Annotated in this window: 14 protein-coding genes; 10 read left to right on the top strand and 4 right to left on the bottom strand. The window is 60.9% G+C overall.

From position 1 onward, the window contains the following. Positions 1 to 164 precede the first annotated feature (164 nt). The 10 genes from BQ4888_RS11005 (at position 165) to BQ4888_RS11050 (ending at position 11,935) form a co-directional block, all read left to right on the top strand. Positions 165 to 2,561 carry a type I restriction-modification system subunit M gene (locus BQ4888_RS11005; RefSeq protein ID WP_092057285.1) on the top strand — a complete coding sequence of 799 codons (2,397 nt, stop codon included), beginning with the start codon at positions 165 to 167 and terminating at the stop codon, positions 2,559 to 2,561. Beyond that, the gene (locus BQ4888_RS11010; protein ID WP_092057287.1) at positions 2,558 to 3,604 is read left to right on the top strand and encodes a PDDEXK nuclease domain-containing protein; all 1,047 of its coding nucleotides are present in this window, start codon (positions 2,558 to 2,560) and stop codon (positions 3,602 to 3,604) included. The genes BQ4888_RS11005 and BQ4888_RS11010 overlap by 4 nt, the downstream gene beginning before the upstream one ends. Then, on the top strand, positions 3,601 to 4,407 hold the full coding sequence (locus BQ4888_RS11015; RefSeq protein ID WP_205748003.1) for a transposase: 807 nt from the start codon (positions 3,601 to 3,603) through the stop codon (positions 4,405 to 4,407). Before BQ4888_RS11010 ends, BQ4888_RS11015 begins: the two co-directional genes overlap by 4 nt. Beyond that, on the top strand, positions 4,400 to 5,560 hold the full coding sequence (locus BQ4888_RS11020; RefSeq protein ID WP_092057289.1) for a restriction endonuclease subunit S: 1,161 nt from the start codon (positions 4,400 to 4,402) through the stop codon (positions 5,558 to 5,560). The genes BQ4888_RS11015 and BQ4888_RS11020 overlap by 8 nt, the downstream gene beginning before the upstream one ends. 128 nt (positions 5,561 to 5,688) lie before the next feature. Then, positions 5,689 to 5,925 carry a hypothetical protein gene (locus BQ4888_RS11025; RefSeq protein ID WP_092057290.1) on the top strand — a complete coding sequence of 79 codons (237 nt, stop codon included), beginning with the start codon at positions 5,689 to 5,691 and terminating at the stop codon, positions 5,923 to 5,925. Further along, entirely contained in the window at positions 5,922 to 6,677 is a 756-nt protein-coding gene (locus BQ4888_RS11030; protein WP_240746334.1) for an ATPase, read from the top strand. Before BQ4888_RS11025 ends, BQ4888_RS11030 begins: the two co-directional genes overlap by 4 nt. Beyond that, positions 6,674 to 9,805: a type I restriction endonuclease subunit R gene (locus BQ4888_RS11035; RefSeq protein WP_092057292.1), complete on the top strand. Its 3,132-nt coding sequence runs from the start codon at positions 6,674 to 6,676 to the stop codon at positions 9,803 to 9,805. Before BQ4888_RS11030 ends, BQ4888_RS11035 begins: the two co-directional genes overlap by 4 nt. After that, the gene (locus BQ4888_RS11040) at positions 9,805 to 10,521 is read left to right on the top strand and encodes a M48 family metallopeptidase (RefSeq protein ID WP_092057293.1); all 717 of its coding nucleotides are present in this window, start codon (positions 9,805 to 9,807) and stop codon (positions 10,519 to 10,521) included. The genes BQ4888_RS11035 and BQ4888_RS11040 overlap by 1 nt, the downstream gene beginning before the upstream one ends. Then, complete coding sequence (locus BQ4888_RS11045; protein WP_092057295.1) at positions 10,521 to 11,717, top strand: YbfB/YjiJ family MFS transporter; 1,197 nt, start codon at positions 10,521 to 10,523, stop codon at positions 11,715 to 11,717. The genes BQ4888_RS11040 and BQ4888_RS11045 overlap by 1 nt, the downstream gene beginning before the upstream one ends. Positions 11,718 to 11,731: 14 nt before the next feature. Then, on the top strand, positions 11,732 to 11,935 hold the full coding sequence (locus BQ4888_RS11050) for a tautomerase family protein (protein ID WP_092057297.1): 204 nt from the start codon (positions 11,732 to 11,734) through the stop codon (positions 11,933 to 11,935). Positions 11,936 to 12,030: 95 nt separating this feature from the next. On the opposite strand, the gene BQ4888_RS11055 is transcribed toward BQ4888_RS11050, so the two are convergent. The 4 genes from BQ4888_RS11055 to BQ4888_RS11070 form a co-directional block, all read right to left on the bottom strand. Further along, positions 12,031 to 12,540 (bottom strand): GNAT family N-acetyltransferase, encoded by a 510-nt coding sequence (locus BQ4888_RS11055; RefSeq protein ID WP_092057299.1) that lies wholly within the window; start codon positions 12,538 to 12,540, stop codon positions 12,031 to 12,033. Continuing rightward, positions 12,541 to 12,810, bottom strand: coding sequence for a type II toxin-antitoxin system TacA family antitoxin (locus BQ4888_RS11060; protein WP_092057301.1), 270 nt, complete (start codon positions 12,808 to 12,810; stop codon positions 12,541 to 12,543). Positions 12,811 to 12,940: 130 nt separating this feature from the next. Then, on the bottom strand, positions 12,941 to 13,633 hold the full coding sequence (locus tag BQ4888_RS11065) for a TVP38/TMEM64 family protein (protein ID WP_092057302.1): 693 nt from the start codon (positions 13,631 to 13,633) through the stop codon (positions 12,941 to 12,943). Then, complete coding sequence (locus BQ4888_RS11070; protein ID WP_092057304.1) at positions 13,626 to 16,730, bottom strand: DUF5714 domain-containing protein; 3,105 nt, start codon at positions 16,728 to 16,730, stop codon at positions 13,626 to 13,628. Before BQ4888_RS11070 ends, BQ4888_RS11065 begins: the two co-directional genes overlap by 8 nt. Between the last annotated feature and the right edge of the window lie 20 nt (positions 16,731 to 16,750).

The following is a 16,750-nucleotide window of genomic DNA, read 5'->3' on the forward strand; positions in this document are numbered from 1 at the left end:
TTTATCTGTCGTCTAATCCAGCGCTGCTCCCCTCCCTTCGCCCCTTTCTCATCCGTCCGGTTCGAGCGTTGCCGGTTACTGATTGTCTGTCCAATTAAGTGGTTCCGAAAAATTCCCTGCAATGCTAGTCTATTATCCTTTAATCACATAAGGAGTTCCCTGTTTTGGCCATCAAGAAGTCCGAACTCTATTCCTCCCTTTGGGCCAGCTGCGACGAGCTGCGCGGCGGCATGGACGCCGGCCAGTACAAGGATTACGTCCTCGTCCTGCTGTTCATCAAATACGTCAGCGACAAGTACGCCGGTGTTCCCTATGCGCCGATCACCATTCCGGACGGCGCGGGCTTCAAGGATATGGTCGCCCTCAAGGGCAAGCCGGACATCGGCGACCAGATCAACAAAAAGATCGTCGCCCCGTTGGCCAACGCCAACAAGCTTTCCGACATGCCGGATTTCAACGATGCCGGCAAGCTCGGCAGCGGTAAGGAGATGGTCGACCGGCTCACCAATCTCATCGCCATCTTCGAGAACAAGGCCCTCGACTTTTCCAAGAACCGCGCCGATGGCGACGATATTCTGGGGGATGCCTATGAATATCTGATGCGCCACTTCGCCACCGAGAGCGGCAAGAGCAAGGGGCAGTTTTACACCCCGGCCGAGGTCAGCCGGATCATGGCGCGGATTGTCGGCATCAAGGAGGCCAAGACCAGCGCCGACACCACGGTCTATGACCCCACCTGCGGCTCCGGGTCGCTGCTGCTCAAGGTCGCCGATGAAGCGGCAACGCCCGTCACTCTCTACGGGCAGGAAAAGGACGGCGCCACCAGTGGTCTGGCGCGCATGAACATGATCCTGCACAACAACCCGACCGCCCTCATCGCGCAGGGGAATACCCTGACCGATCCCAAGTTCAAGGGGGGCGACACCCTCAAGACCTTCGATTACGTCGTCGCCAATCCGCCCTTTTCCGACAAGCGCTGGAGTACCGGCCTCGACCCCCTGCACGATCCTTACGAGCGCTTCACCCATTTCGGCGTGCCGCCGGACAAACAGGGGGATTACGCCTACCTGCTGCACATCGTCCGTTCCCTCAAAAGTACCGGCAAGGGCGCCTGCATTTTGCCCCACGGCGTGCTCTTTCGCGGCAACGCCGAAGCCGAAATCCGCCGCAATCTGGTGCGCAAGGGCTTCATCAAGGGGATCATCGGTCTGCCCGCCAACCTCTTCTACGGCACCGGCATCCCCGCCTGCATCGTCGTTATCGACAAGGAAGACGCCCACAGCCGCAAGGGGATTTTCATGCTCGACGCCGGCGGCGGTTTCATGAAGGACGGTCCCAAGAACCGCCTGCGCAGCCAGGATATTCACCGGATCGTCGATACCTTCAACAAACAGATCGAAGAGCCGAGCTATTCGAAAATGGTCTCCTTGGCCGAGATCGAAAAGAACGACTACAACCTCAACCTGCCGCGCTATATCGACAGCGGGCAGACCGAAGACCTGCAGGATATCGCCGGGCATCTGCAAGGGGGCATCCCCCAGGCCGATGTCGATGCCCTGAAGAGTTATTGGGATGTTTGTCCGCAACTCGAACAGACCCTGTTCAAGCTCAACCGCCCCGGCTATCTCGACCTCGCGGTGGAGAAAGGTGCCATCAAGACCGCCATCTACCAGCATCCCGAGTTCGCCGCCTTCATCTCCGGCATGAACGCCCACTTCGACGCCTGGCGTAAAAAGAGCGCCGCTAACCTCAAGGCGTTACAACCCGGCTGCCATCCCAAAGAGGTCATCCACTTTCTTTCCGAAGACCTGCTCGCCCATTACGCCGGCAAACCCCTCATCAACCACTACGACGTCTATCAGCATCTGATGGACTACTGGGCCGAGACGATGCAGGACGACTGCTACCTGATCGCCGCCGATGGCTGGAAGGCCGAGACCTATCGCCTCATTGAGACAGACAAGAAGGGGAAGGAGAAGGATAAAGGCTGGACCTGCGACCTCGTGCCCAAGCCCCTCATCGTCGCCCGGTACTACGCCGAGGAGCAGGCGGCCATTGACCGCCTGGCCGCCGAACTCGAAAGCGTCGGCGCCCAACTCGCCGAGCTGGAAGAGGAGCACGGCGGCGAGGAGGGGGCCTTTGCCGAGTTGGACAAGGTCAACAAGGCCAACGTCGCCGCCCGGCTCAAGGAGATCAAGGGGGATAAAGAAGCCAGGGACGAAGCCGCCGCGCTCAATGCCTGGCTGAAGCTGGCCAATGAAGAGGCCGAGGGGAAGAAGCGCCTCAAGGATGCCGAGGCGGAACTGGACGCCAAGGCCTACCGCCACTACCGCACACTCACCGAGCCCGAGATCAAGACCCTGGTGGTCGACGACAAATGGCTCGCCACCCTCGATGCCGCCATCCACGGCGAAATGGACCGCGTCAGTCAGCAGTTGACCCAGCGGGTGAAGGAGTTGGCTGAACGCTACGAGACGCCGCTGCCGCGAATGACCGAGCGCGTGGCCGAGTTGGAGGCGAGGGTGAACGCCCACCTGGAAAGGATGGGGTTTGCACTATGAACACTCCAAGCACCCTCCTGCCGGCGGATTACGCGGACTGGCTGGCCAGTCTCAAACAGCGCATTGCCGGCGCCCGGCAACGGATAGCTCTCGTAGCCAATGAAGAGCAAATCCGGCTGTATCATGATATGGGCCGGGAAATTCTGGAGCGGCAAAATAGTCAGGGATGGGGCGCCAAGGTTGTGGATCAGCTTGCCGCCGACCTTCGCGCGGCTTTTCCCGAGATGAAGGGGTTTTCCTCGTCCAACCTGAAATACATGCGCTTTTTCGCCCAGCACTGCCCGGTTCGGAAATTTGGTCAGCAGACTGCTGACCAATTGCCGTGGTTTCATATCGTCACGTTGCTGACGAAAATTTCCGAGCCCGATTTGCGCGAGTGGTATGCGCGGGAAGCCGTGGCCCATGCCTGGTCCCGCGATACATTGGAAGGACAGATTAAAAGTCGGCTCCATCTGCGCCAAGGCAACGCCCTGACCAATTTCGAACAACGGCTTGCCGCGCCTCATGCCGAATTGGCGGCGCAGATTCTGAAAGACCCGTATCACTTCGACTTTCTGGGGCTCGGCGACGAGGCGCACGAGCGGGATATCGAAAATGCCCTGGTCCGTCACATTACCCGTTTCCTCCTCGAATTGGGGGCGGGTTTTGCCTTTGTCGGCCGCCAGTTCCGTCTGGAAGTCGAGGGGGATGAATTTTTTATCGACCTGCTTTTTTATCACACCCGCCTCAAGTGCTACATCGTGGTGGAACTCAAGGCCGTAGCCTTCAAACCCGAACACGCCGGGCAGCTTAATTTTTATCTCGCCGCTGTCGACGCCCAGGTGAAAGCCCCGGACGACAAACCGACCATCGGCCTGTTGCTCTGCAAAACCAAGAAACGTCTGGTGGCCGAATATGCGTTGTCCGGTATGGACAAGCCCATGGGTGTTGCCGAATATCAACTTGTGCGCGCCCTGCCCGAACCACTCGATACCTGCTTGCCGACCATTGAAGAATTGGAGGAGAACTTGTCCAGGGAACTGGACGCCGAGGAGGAGGCATGAGCGCGAGGATGATGCAGGGCGACTGCCCCAAGGGTTACAAGCAGACCGAGGTGGGGGTGACCGGGAGGGCGGAGAGTGTGCGGATGGTCGATGTAGGCGCGACCGGTGTAGGGGCGACCGGCCGGTCGCCCCTACGGAAATTCAATCCCGAAATCCACCACCGTCGTTCAATTCGTTTGAAGGGATACGATTATTCCCAGGACGGCGCGTATTTCATCACGATATGCGTTCACAACCGGGAAACCCTGTTTGGTGAAATTGTCGATAGTGAGATGCGGATGAATGATTTTGGTCGGATTGTTGAGGCGGAATGGATCAAATCGGCGGAAATGCGGGCGGAGATCGAATTGGGTGAATTTGTCGTGATGCCGAATCATTTTCACGGAATCGTCCATATCGTCGGCGATGGTCGGGGCGACCGGCGTAGGGGCGACCGGCCGGTCGCCCCTACGCCGGCCACCGCCATCGTTCCGGGTCCACGTCCCAAATCCATCGGTGCATTGTTGGCGGGCTTCAAATCCGCCGTCACCCTCCGCATCAACATTGTGCGGCAAACTCCCCGTCACCCCGTCTGGCAACGCAATTATTACGAACATATTATCCGCGACGAGGCCGATTATGTCCGGATTGCCGAATATGTCGCCACCAATCCGCGACGGTGGAAAGAGGATGCGTTGAATCCGGAGAATGCCGATGTGGGGGCGACGGATGTCCGGATGGTCGATGTTGGGGCGACCGGTGTAGGGGCGACCGGCCGGTCGCCCCTACGGAAAATCGGACAACCGGGAGGCGGCGATGAATAACGTGCCGCTGGGTTACAAGCAGACTGAGGTGGGGGTGATTCCGGAGGATTGGGATGCGAGATTGCTTGGGAAAGTCATTACCCTTCAGCGTGGTTATGATCTGCCTTGTCGACTCCGTAAACCTGGCACCGTGCCAATTGTAACGTCATCGGGCATTGGCGAAACCCACTCCGAGCCAAGGGTTGCTGGGCCAGGCGTAGTAACAGGACGCTACGGCACTATTGGTGATGTCTTCTATGTCTGCGAAAATTTTTGGCCACTGAACACAACACTATATGTCAGAAATTTTCAAGGTAACGATCCGCGTTATGTCTCGTATTTGCTCAGAACAATCGATTTTCATTCACATAGTGGAAAGAGCGGCGTTCCTGGCGTAAATCGTAATGATCTCCACGAGATAGTCGTCCTTCTCCCTCCCACCAAAGCCGAACAAGAAGCCATCGCCGAGGCGCTTTCCGACGCCGACGCCCTCATCGAATCGCTGGAGCAACTCATCGCCAAGAAGCGCCAGGTCAAGCAAGGCACCATGCAGGAACTGCTCACCGGCAAAAGGCGGTTGCCGGGGTTCAGTGGGGAGTGGGAGGTGAAGCGGTTGGGGGAGGTTATCGAAAAATTCGTGGGCGGCGGCACACCCAGACGTGCAAACCCCAAGTATTGGGGCAATGAAATTCCGTGGGTGACAGTGAAGGACTTCGCAACATTTAGCCCTCGTTTATCACAGGAAATGATTACCAGGGTAGGTTTGCAAAACAGCGCATCGAATCTGATACCGATGGGAACGCTCATTACCTCTACCCGAATGGCCCTTGGCAAAGCCGTTGTCTACGAGGTTGATGTTGCCATTAACCAAGATCTCAAGGCTCTCTTCCCTATACCAGAATTGGCGACGCAATACCTCAATTTCTGGTTTCAGTATCACGGGAAGGACATTGATGAGCTCGGTAGCGGTAGCACTGTGAAGGGCGTTTCTCTGACTGATCTTAAGAAAATCGAATTTAAATTACCACCACTCCCCGAACAAACCGCCATCGCCGCCATCCTCTCCGACATGGACGCCGAGATCGCCGAACTTGAGGCGAAGCTGGCCAAGGCCCGGCAGGTCAAGCAGGGGATGATGCAGGAATTGCTGACGGGGAGGATTAGGTTGGTATGAGTTGGGGCAGCAGGGCGAGGGCTTTTATTGACTTTTATTTTGAAAACGATAAATTATCAAAATCAAGATAATCATTAAAAAACAAATAGTTGAAGAATCTCAAGGTCAGGCTGCATGAAAGTGGGGATATGAAAAAACTCGACGAAAAAACGATGAGCACCCTGGAGCGCCGGATCCCGGACCTGGCGGAGGGAGCGGTCAAGCAGGCCTATTACAAGACTTTGGCATCGGGTCGCAAGGTGGTTGAAGCTGTCGACGGGCGGTTGATCGAAACCCGCCCCGACGGGAGCACCCGAACATTGAAGACGTTGCCTACCCCCATCCCGGTCACGCCAGGCCAGAAAATTAGGCGGAAAAAGAAATGAAAGCCGCCACCCCCCGTTTGCGTATGTTTGCCGGACCAAATGGCTCCGGCAAGAGCACCTTCAAGTCCGTCATCGGACCTGAACTGCTCGGTGTTTACATCAATCCCGACGAGATCGAGAAGAAGATCGCCGGCACCGGTTGTCTCGATATGAAGGATTATGAGGTGGAAACCACGGCAGAGGAAATCTCGGCATTTTTCACGCAGTCGCCCTTTCTTGCCGCTGTCGGGCTGGCGGAACAGGCGGTTGCTTTACGTTTCGATGGTGGGTGTCTCTTCTTCGATGCGGTGCCGGTAAACTCCTACTACGCTTCGGTTGTCGCCGATTTTATTCGCCGGAAACTGCTTGAGGCCGACGTTTCCTTTACCTTCGAAACGGTCATGTCGTCCCGCGACAAAGTCGAGTTCCTCATGAGAGCCCAGGAGAAGGGGTTTCGCACCTATCTCTACTACATGGCGACGGAGGACCCGGAGATCAATGTGTCCCGGGTTGAAAACCGAGTAAGCGAGGGGGGGCACGCTGTTCCCAAGGATAAGATCATCGCGCGCTACCATCGATCTTTAGCGCTGCTCGCCGATGCGGTTCAATATACGAATCGGGCGTACATCTTCGACAACTCGACCTATGAAAAGGTTTGGATTGCGGAAGTCACGGAGGGGATCGAGATGGAATTGAAATCGGATACCGTGCCCTACTGGTTCAAGGCTGCGCTGTGGGACAAATTTTCCGCCCCCGGCGAGCCCACCCCATGACCCCTATCGGCCAACCAGAGCGCATCACCCAGAACCGCGTCATCGCCCTGTTCCGCGACGAACTCGGTTATCGTTATCTCGGCGACTGGGCCGACCGCGCGGGCAACAGCAACATTGAAGAAGATGTGCTGACGAGTTATCTCTCCGACAAGGGCGGCTACAGCCCGGCGCAAATCGGCGTCGCTCTCCACAAACTCCGCACCGAGGCCGATCACCACGGCCGTACCCTCTACGCCAACAATCGGGAAGTCTACAAACTGCTGCGCTACGGCGTGCCGGTGAAAATCGAAGCCGGGCAGGTCGCCGAAACCGTCCATCTCATCGACTGGCAGAATCCCACCCGCAACGACTTCGCCATCGCCGAGGAAGTGACCCTCAAAGGGAGCCGGGAGCGGCGTCCCGATCTCGTCCTTTATCTGAACGGCATCGCCGTCGCCGTGCTGGAGCTGAAGAACAGCCGCGTTTCCATCGGCGAGGGCATCCGCCAGAGCCTGTCCAACCAGCAGCCCGAATTCAACGCCTGGTTTTTCAGTACCATCCAGTTCATCTTCGCCGGCAACGATTCGGAAGGTTTGCAGTACGGCACCATCGGCACGCCGGAGAAGTATTTCCTCAGATGGAAGGAAGACGTAGGGGCGGCCGGCCGGTCGCCCAGAATCCTCGACAAGTACCTGCTCAAGATGTGCGAGAAGCATCGTCTGATCGAACTGATGTACGATTTCGTGCTGTTCGACGGCGGCATCAAGAAGCTGCCCCGGGTGCACCAGTATTTCGGCATCAAGGCGGCGCAGGAGTATGTGCGGCGGGAACAGGGGGGCATCATCTGGCACACCCAAGGGAGCGGCAAGAGCATCGTCATGGTGCTCTTGGCCAAGTGGCTTCTGGAGAACAACCCCCATGCCCGCGTCGCCATCGTCACCGACCGCGACGAGCTGGACAAGCAGATCAAAGGGGTCTTCACCGAGGCGGGGGAAGTCATTCACCGCACCAGCAGCGGCCGCGACCTGCTGAAACGTCTGGGCGAGGCCAAGCCGCGCCTGCTCTGTTCGCTGATTCATAAATTCGGCCGGCGGGACGTGGACGATTTCGACGCCTTCATCAAGGAGTTGGAGGCCCAGCCCAGCCCGACCGTGGGAGAAATCTTCGTCTTTGTCGACGAATGCCATCGCACCCAGAGCGGCAAGCTTCATCGGGTCATGAAGGCGATGATGCCCAACGCGGTCTTCATCGGCTTCACCGGCACGCCGCTGCTCAAAAAGGACAAGCAGACGACCATCGAGGTCTTCGGCGGATACATCCACACTTACAAGTTCAGCGAGGCGGTCGAGGACGAGGTGGTGCTCGACCTGGTTTACGAGGCCCGGGACATCGATCAGCATCTCGGTTCGCAACAGAAAGTAGATGCCTGGTTCGAGGCCAAAACCAGGGGCTTGAACGACTGGCAGAAGGACGAGCTGAAAAGTCACTGGGGGACGATGCAGAAGGTGCTGAGTTCCAAATCCCGGATGGATCGGGTGGTCAGCGACATCATCTTCGATTTCAGCGTCAAGCCGCGTCTCTCCAGCGAACGGGGGAACGCGATCCTGGTGGCCTCCAGCATCTACGAAGCGTGCAAATACTTCACGCTGTTGCAAAAGACGCCTTTCAAGGGGAAGTGCGCGGTGGTGACCTCCTATAATCCCCTGGCCAGGGATGTGACCAAGGAGGAAACCGGCGCCAACAGCGAAACCGAAAAGCAGTTTATCTACTCCACCTATGAGGAACTGCTGAAGGCTATCGTCCCCAAAGCCAACATGACCAGGACCGAAACCTACGAGGACTGGGTCAAGGAGCTCTTCACCAAGGAACCGGCCAACATGAAGTTGCTGGTGGTGGTGGACAAACTGCTCACGGGTTTCGACGCGCCTTCGTGCACCTATCTCTATATCGACAAGTCGATGCAGGACCACGGCCTGTTCCAAGCCATCTGCCGCACCAACCGGCTCGACGGCGAGGACAAGGATTTCGGCTATATCGTCGACTACAAGGATCTGTTCAAAAAGGTGGAGAATGCCATCGCCGTCTACACTTCCGAACTCGACCGCAGCGCCGGCGGAGCCGACCCCGATGTGCTGATGCAGGGGCGTCTCAAGAAAGGGCGCGAGCGGTTGGACCACGCCATCGAGGCGTTGGCCCTGCTCTGCGAGCCGGTCGAGCCGCCCAAGGAGGAGCTGGAGCATATCCATTATTTCTGCGGCAATACGGAAATCCCCACGGATCTCCAGGAGCGGGAACCGCGAAGGGCCGCCCTCTACAAGGGGACGGTCGCCCTGGTGCGGGCCTATGCCAATATTGCCGACGAACTGGAGGCGGCCGGATACGACCATGCCGACATCGCCCGGATCAAAAAACAGCTCGACCATTACCTGGCCGTGCGCGAAATCATCCGCAAGGCCAGCGGCGAGTCCCTCGATCTCAAGGCCTACGAGGCCGATATGCGGCATCTCATCGACACCTATATCGAAGCCGACGAGCCGCGCACCATCTCCCCCTTTGACGGGATGGGGCTGCTGGAACTGATCGTCAAGTCCGGGATCGCCAACGCCATCGCCACACGACTCGGCGGACTCAAGGGCAGCAAGGACGCGGTGGCGGAAACCATCGAGAACAATGTTCGCAGCAAGATCATCAAGGAACATCTCAACGATCCGGCCTACTACGAGGCGATGTCGGCCCTGCTGGATGAAATCATCGCCGCCCGCAGGGCCAAAGCCATCGACTATGAGGAATACCTGAAGCGGGTCGCGGAGCTGGCCCGACGGGTCGAGGCAGGGCAGGGGGAGGAGACGCCGGAGCAATTGAACACTCCCGGCCGGCGGGCACTTTACAACAACCTGCAACAGACCCATTCCCCCGGTGGCGCCGGAATGGCCGCCGACTCGGCCGCGCCGATCTGGCAAGGGGGGAAAGACCCGGCTCTGGAACTGGCGATTCGCATCGATGAGGCGGTCAAGACGGTTCGGCCGGACGGCTGGCGCGGGGTACAGTCCCGCGAGCAGGTCATCAAGGCCGCTCTGTACGGCATATTGCGGGATGAAGCCGAGGTGGAGCGCATCTTCCTCGTCATCAAGGCGCAGAGCGAATACTGATGACCGAGAAGTTCACCCTGGGCGATATGGAAGTGGAAGTGACATTCAAGGACATCAAGAATGTCCACCTGAGCGTCTACCCACCGGAAGGCAAGGTGAAAATTTCCGCCCCGGCGCGCATGGATCTCGATACCGTGCGGGTCTTCGCCATCGGCAAACTCGCCTGGATCAAAAACCGGCAAAAGAAGCTGAGGGAGCAGGAGAGGGAAACCCCGCGCGAGCTTCTCGACCGGGAAAGCCATTATGTCTGGGGAGAGCGCTATCTGCTCCAGGTCATCGAAAGGGATACGCTGCCCCGGGTGGAATTGACACCCGGGAAAATGCTCCTCTATGTGCGTTCCGGGACCGGCGTTGAAAAGAGGCGGGAGATTCTCGACGAGTGGTATCGCGAGCAGTTGAAGATCGCGGTTCCTCCCTTGCTCGCTAAATGGGAGTCGCTCATGGGGGTGAGGGTGAAGCGCTTCTTCGTGCGGAGAATGAAGACCCGCTGGGGAAGTTGCAACCCGGAAACCGGCGGCATTCGTTTGAACTCCGAGTTAGCCAAAAAACCGCCGGAGTGCCTCGAATACCTGGTCGTGCATGAGATGACCCACCTGCTGGAGCCGACCCACAACGACCGATTTATGCTGTTGCTGGAGAGGTTCATCCCCCGCTGGAAGTTCTATCAGGAAGAGTTGAACCGCCTGCCGGTACGGCATGAGGAGTGGGGGTATTGATGGAGCAAGGGCGCGGTTTTTCCGCGAAACACTGGACGGTTCTCAAAATCCTGGTCGGCGGCATGCTCGGCATGGCCGTCGCTATGGGGATCGGGCGCTTTGCCTTCACTCCGATCCTGCCCCTGATGCAGCGCGATCTGGGGATGACCCATTCCGTCGTGGGTTGGCTGGCCGGGCTGAACTATCTCGGCTACCTGGTCGGCGCCATCGTCTGCACGATCACCCCCAGGATCCTCCGGTATCCCCTCCTTGGCGGCGGCACTTTGCTGCTGAGCCTGGCCACCACGCTCGCCATGGGCTTGACCGTCTCGCCCCTCGGCTGGGGGCTTTTGCGTTTGCTCGGCGGCATTGCCAGCGCCGTCCTCTTCATCATCATCTCCGCCGAAGTCGCTGAATCCCTGGCGCGGCGGGGGTACGGACACTGGTTCGGCGCCCTCTATGGCGGGATCGGGCTCGGCATCGTTCTCAGCGGATTGATCGTCCCGCAACTGGACAGGATCGGCGGCTGGAGCGTCGCCTGGCTGGGGATCGGCGGCGTTGCACTTCTCTGTGCCCTGGCCGGAACGACTCTGGGGCGCACCTCCGACTACTCGCCGTCGATTGTTGCCGAAAGCCCGGAGCAAACCGTCGGCTTGCGCCCCATCCTGCTCCTCGCGAGCGCCTATTTCCTGGAAGGCCTCGGCTATATCGTCACCGCCACCTTCCTCGTCGCCATTATTGCCGCGACTCCCGGCCTGACCGCGTTTGCACCCTATACCTGGGTCGCCGTCGGTCTTGCCGCCGTGCCGTCGACCGTTCTCTGGCCCTATCTGGCCCGGCGCATCGGCAACAGGCGGGCGTTGCTGGCGGCCTATGCCGTTCAGATCGCCGGCATTCTGGTCAGTCGCCAGGCTACCTCGGTTTTTGAAGTCACCTTCGCCGCCGTCACCTTCGGCGGCACCTTCCTGGGGATCGTGGCCCTGACTATGGCGGAGGGAAACCGGCGCATGGGCAAGGGTGGACTACTGGGGGCCGCTTTCCTCACCGCCGCTTTCAGTGTCGGCCAGATGCTGGGGCCGGTGATCGCCGGGGTGCTGGCCGACCGCCAGGACGGCTTTGCGCTGCCGCTGTTGCTGGCGGCGGCGTGCGTGGCCCTGGGATGTCTCTTTATCGTCGCGGATCGCCGTTATCCGCCGCGACCATCAACCGCACCGTAGAAAGGAGCCGCATCATGCCTTACGTCAACATCAAGATCACCCGGGAGGGAGCCACCCCCGAGCAGAAAGCCCGGTTAATCGCGGGGGCGACTCAGCTGCTGGTCGATGTCCTCGGCAAAAACCCGGCGACGACCGTCGTCGTCATCGACGAGGTCGACACGGACAACTGGGGCGTCGGCGGCGAGACCATCACGGTTCGACGCAAAGCCGGGAAGTAATCTTTCGGGCCTCGCCTCCACGGATCAAGCGCAACAAAGAAAATGGCCACTCTGCCTGATGCGCGGTGGCCATTTTTTATCGTGCGGCGTGGCGGTCATCTGTTCAGAGCGGCCACGGCCTCGGCTAGGGTGGCCAGTGGCAAAAAAAGGCTGAGCGGATAGGAAGGCAGGGGGACGAAGCCATACTGCTTGTAATAGTCGCGGGCGTTCTGATTCTTTGCATCCACGAAAAAACCTATGATTCCGATGTTTTCGGAAATAGATAAGGTGCGCCGCATGGCGTCGGCGAGCATGAGGCCACCGAGTCCTTGCCGTTGCCACTTCGTCGTCACCGCCAACCGGGCCAGTTTCGCGGCGGGTGCTTTGCGCGGGTATTTACGGGCGTATTCGGTCGGCAGTTCGGCCGTAACGATTTCGCAACTGGTCAGTGTGAAAAAGCCCAGGATGGTCAACGGTTCATCCCCATCGACCAGGACGAAGGTACGGGAAATCCCCTTGTCGATGTGCTGGCGAGCGGTTTTTTTGAGATAATCGTCCAACTCGGACTCGCCGCAGCTGAAGCCTTCCCGGTCGTGGCTCCGTGACAGGAGTTCGATGCGAAGCATTTAAAGCCGTACCTGATGCGTGCGGAAGGCCGCAAGAAGTTTCTCGTTCGGCGCCGGCGGATTCTCGATAGCGTCGAAAAACTGCTTCGCAGCTTCGGCGTTCAAGCGGATAAGGTTTTCCTCTTCGATGACGGTCCGCGCACGTTCAAGCGCGGACTGCACAAGGAATTGATTAATCGTCGCGCCGCACAATTCGGCCGCGCGGGTGAGAGTCTCGTAAACGTGTTCGGGCACCCGTGCGGAAATGCGTGTTTCAGTCTTTGACGTCATGATGTCTACCTCCGTGCATGGTCTGTCTGCCGCAACAGTACCACGGTGGTGCCAAAATGGCAACGTCTCGGCGCCAATATGGCTCCATAGGTCTTTTCATTGATTCCACGAATCCTCGCCGGGAGGATTTTTATCTTGGAGTTCCGGACGTCCCACGCCCCTTGAATTTCCCGTAGATCACCGGAATCAGCGCGAAGAGGCCGAGGAGGGCGAAGGCGCCGAGAACTCGGGGGGAGGCGATGTCGCCGAGGGTGTCGATGGTGGCGAGTCCGGCGCCGGCGTTTACGTAGACGAAGCCGCCGGGGATGATGCCGAGGAAGGTGCCGAGCAGGAAGGTGCGCAGCGGCAATCGGGTCAGCCCCGCCGCGAGATTGATGAGAAAAAAGGGAAAGACCGGTACCAGTCGCAGAAAGAGCAGATAGTTGAGCCCCCGCCCGTCCAGTTCATGATTGATCCCTTCCAACTTCCCGCCGAATTTCTTTACGACCGCGTCACGAAAGAGATAGCGACAGGCGAGAAAAGCCAGTCCGGCGCCGATGCCGGCGGCGGTGACCGCGTACAGGGTGCCGAACCAGGGGCCGAAAAGGGCGCCGGCGGCGAGGGAAAAGATGGTCGCGCCGGGCAGGGAGAGGGCGGTCTGGGCGATGTAGATGAGCATGAAAAGGGCGACGGCCGCCAGGCGATGGTCGTCCTGCCAGGCGAGCAGAAGGTCGCGGTTGTTTTTCAGGCTCTCCAGGGTGAGAAAACGCCCCAGGTCGAAGATGAAAAAGAGTGCCGCCAGCAGCGAGCCGAGGAGGAAGAAGAGCTGTTTCTTTTTATTCATGGGCGGGAATCTCGTCGGCCGTATTAAGCAACGCCGCATCGACCAGCTCCCGCGTCCGGGTCGGCCAAAGGGGGCACGCGGTCCCGAGGCACTCGCGGTTGTCCGCCATCTGGGCGCAGGCAAAGGGCGCGACTTCGGGCAGGTCCAGATGCCAGAGTTCTTCGGCGATGGCGACGGCGCCGCGCAGGGCGATCCAGCAGTCCCGCTGGCAGCAGCGCCCCGCTTCGTAATCGGCGATCTCTCCGAGAATCCGTTGCACGATTTGTTGGACCTGCTGGCGGGCCCGGGCCTTCAGCGGCGTCGCTTCGAGGAGGATGCTGAAGGCCGCGCCGACTCCGGCGGCGGCGCCGCAGATGCCGAGATAGCCGCAACTGCCGCCGCTGATTCCGGCGCCCCGGCGGATGCCGCTGCGCAACTGTTCCGGATCGACGGGATGACCGGCGTTGCGCAGCGCCGCCAGCAGCACCCCGGGAACGAGGGCGTGATGTTCGGGGCCGTGCAGGGGGATTTCCGGGTGGCGGCGGAGGCGTTGCAGCAGGGCGATGACATCGGTTTCCGTTGCGCTGGCGCAAAGGTGCTCGATCAGCTCCAGGCGATCGCCGACATGGCAGCGGTCGCAGACGAAATGCCCCTGTTCGCAGCAGGCGTTGGCGGCCAGTTCGAGGCCGCAATAGTGGCAGGTCGCCTGACGTTCGACGGGGTGGTAGAGCAGCGGCGCGCCGCAGACCAGGCAGCCGCTGCCGTGCCGCTCCGCAACCGGTGGCGCCTGCTCCTGGGCTTCCGGCGGGATGCAGCAGTTGCCGCCGGCGGCCATCGCCACGTTGGTGACCCAGCCTTGCTCATCCAGTTGCCAGACCTGATCCCCCAGCCGTTCGGCCTCATCGGCAGCAAGGGTTTCCACCTGCCCCGGGTGCAGCCAACGGCCGTCGGCGGTGAGCAGCGCCGCTCCCGGCCCCGGGTAGAGCACCCGCAAGTGTCCGGACCGGTCTCTTTCGGCGTGGGCCTCGGCGGCGGGGCGGCGGACGCTGAAGGTCAGGGAGAAGAAGGGGTGTCCCTGCACCTCCCGGTAGGGCAGGCGCTTGATCACCTGGAAGCCGGTGAAGCCGCTCTCTTCGAGAATCCCCAGCAGATCTTTCTGAGTCAGGGCGCCGGCGATGCACTCGCCGCGCAAGGTCGGATCGTTGAGAATGGCGGCGGAAGGTTCGCTCTCGCAGACCACGTCGGCCGCCGTGAGACGTCCGCCGGGGGCGAGTATCCGGAAGACTTCGGCGAAGGTGCGGCGCTTGTCGACGGAGAGGTTGAGGACGCAGTTGCTCACCACCAGATCCGTTTCGCCGTCGGGCAGGGGGATCTCTTCCAGATAGCCGCGCACGAAGGCGAGATTGTCATAGCCGAGATTGCGCCGCACGTCGACGGCGCCGCGCCGGGCGAGGTCGAGCATCGGTTCGAGCATGTCGACCCCGGTGACGCGCCCCTTCTCCCCCACCAGCCGCGCCGCGATGAAGCACTCCACGCCGCTGCCGCAGCCGAGATCGACCAGCCGCTCCCCCGGCTTCACCCCGGCATCCATGACCGGACTGCCGCAGCCGTAGCCGCGAAAGCGGTAGGCGGCGGGGATGTGTTCCAGCAGTTCCTGTGCGTAGTGGACGGGGTTGAGGATCTCCTCGTGCTCGTCGGCGGTGGCCGAGGCGTAGTAGCGGCCGACCTGATCGCGGCCGTCGCCGAAGTCGTCGACGGCGAGCAGGCAGTTGCCGTGGCCGAGGACGACCGGGCCGTGGGGGGCGCAGCTGACGAGCAGCTCGCCCATCTTCAGGCGCAGGGCCGGACCGGCGGCGGCCGGCAGGCGTTCGGCGGCGCGGCGGATGAGGTCGAGGGCGAGCCCTTCGAGCAGGGGCTGATAGGGATCGTCACCGACCAAGGTGCCCCGGTGGTGATAGGAATGGTCGAGGTCCCCCCCGCCGAGAAGCAGCCGCCAGGGATCGTCGAGACTGGCCGCGCTCGCTTGCCGCACTCGTTCCAGCACCGGGCTTTCCCGCCAGGCGTACTCAAGCCCCTGATCGAGCGGCGTCGCCAGCTCTTCCAGGCCGATGGTGGCGGCGGTGGGATAGAGACGGTCGTCCGGGCCGATGGCGGCCGCCTCCCAGCCGGCGTTGGTGCCGTCGTGCACGGTTCCCGGCGGGGCGAAGATCCGTCCCTTGAGATCTTCCAGATTGTCGATGCTCAGTCCCCGTTCCTCCGCCCGCCGACCGGCGGCCAGCACCGGGTCGAGCAGCGCTGGGGGATCGAGATGCTGGGCGTGATCACCGCGCCCGCGGATGAAATGCCACATGAAATGGAGAGAGGCGGCCCCCCGGTCGGCGGCGAAATCGACCAGCCAGGGGAGATCGGCGGCATTCTCCCGGGTCGGGCAATAGCTCAGGGAGAAACGCCAACCCCCTTGCCGCAGCCAGCGCAACTGCTCGTCGAGGCGGGCAAAGCTGCCGGCGCCGCGCAGCCGGTCATGATGTTCCGGGCGGCCGTCGACGCTGATCTGCAGGGAAATCCTCTCCCGAGGCCAGTGGGGAAGCAGGCGCTTTTTGGCGAGCAGGCCGTTGCTCAAGACAACGATGCGGGTCTCGGGCAGGGCCAGCAGTTCTTCGATCAGTTCCGGAAAGTCGCCGTGCAGCAAGGGTTCGCCGCCGGTCAGGGCGAAGCGGCGGCAGCCGAGGCGGTAGGCCTCGCGGATGTGTTCCCGCAGGCGCGCCAGGGGGAGTTCCCGACGGCTGTCGGGGGCGGAGCTGAAGAGGCAGTGGCCGCAGGCGAGGTTGCAGCGGTCGGTGATATGCAGCCAGAGTTCCCTCGGCCCAGGCGACGACGGCAGCAGCGCGGCCCGGCCTGGGTAGGGGGGGGCGACGGCTTCGGGCAGGCGCTGGAGGAAGCGGGCGCGGGTAAAATCCGAGGGATCGCCGGCGGTGCGCGGCGCGCTTGCGGCCGCCGGTTCCGTGAGCAGACGGTCTCCCGCCGCGGTGGGGACGAACCAGCAGGGAGGATCGGGACAGAGCCAGAGGGCGCTCTCGGCCAGGGGAAGGCGCAGCCAGCGGGAGGGATCGAAGGTCATGGAACGTTTATCTCTCTCGG

Source organism: Desulfuromonas acetexigens (genome assembly GCF_900111775.1).
Taxonomy (GTDB): Bacteria; Desulfobacterota; Desulfuromonadia; order Desulfuromonadales; family Trichloromonadaceae; genus Trichloromonas; species Trichloromonas acetexigens.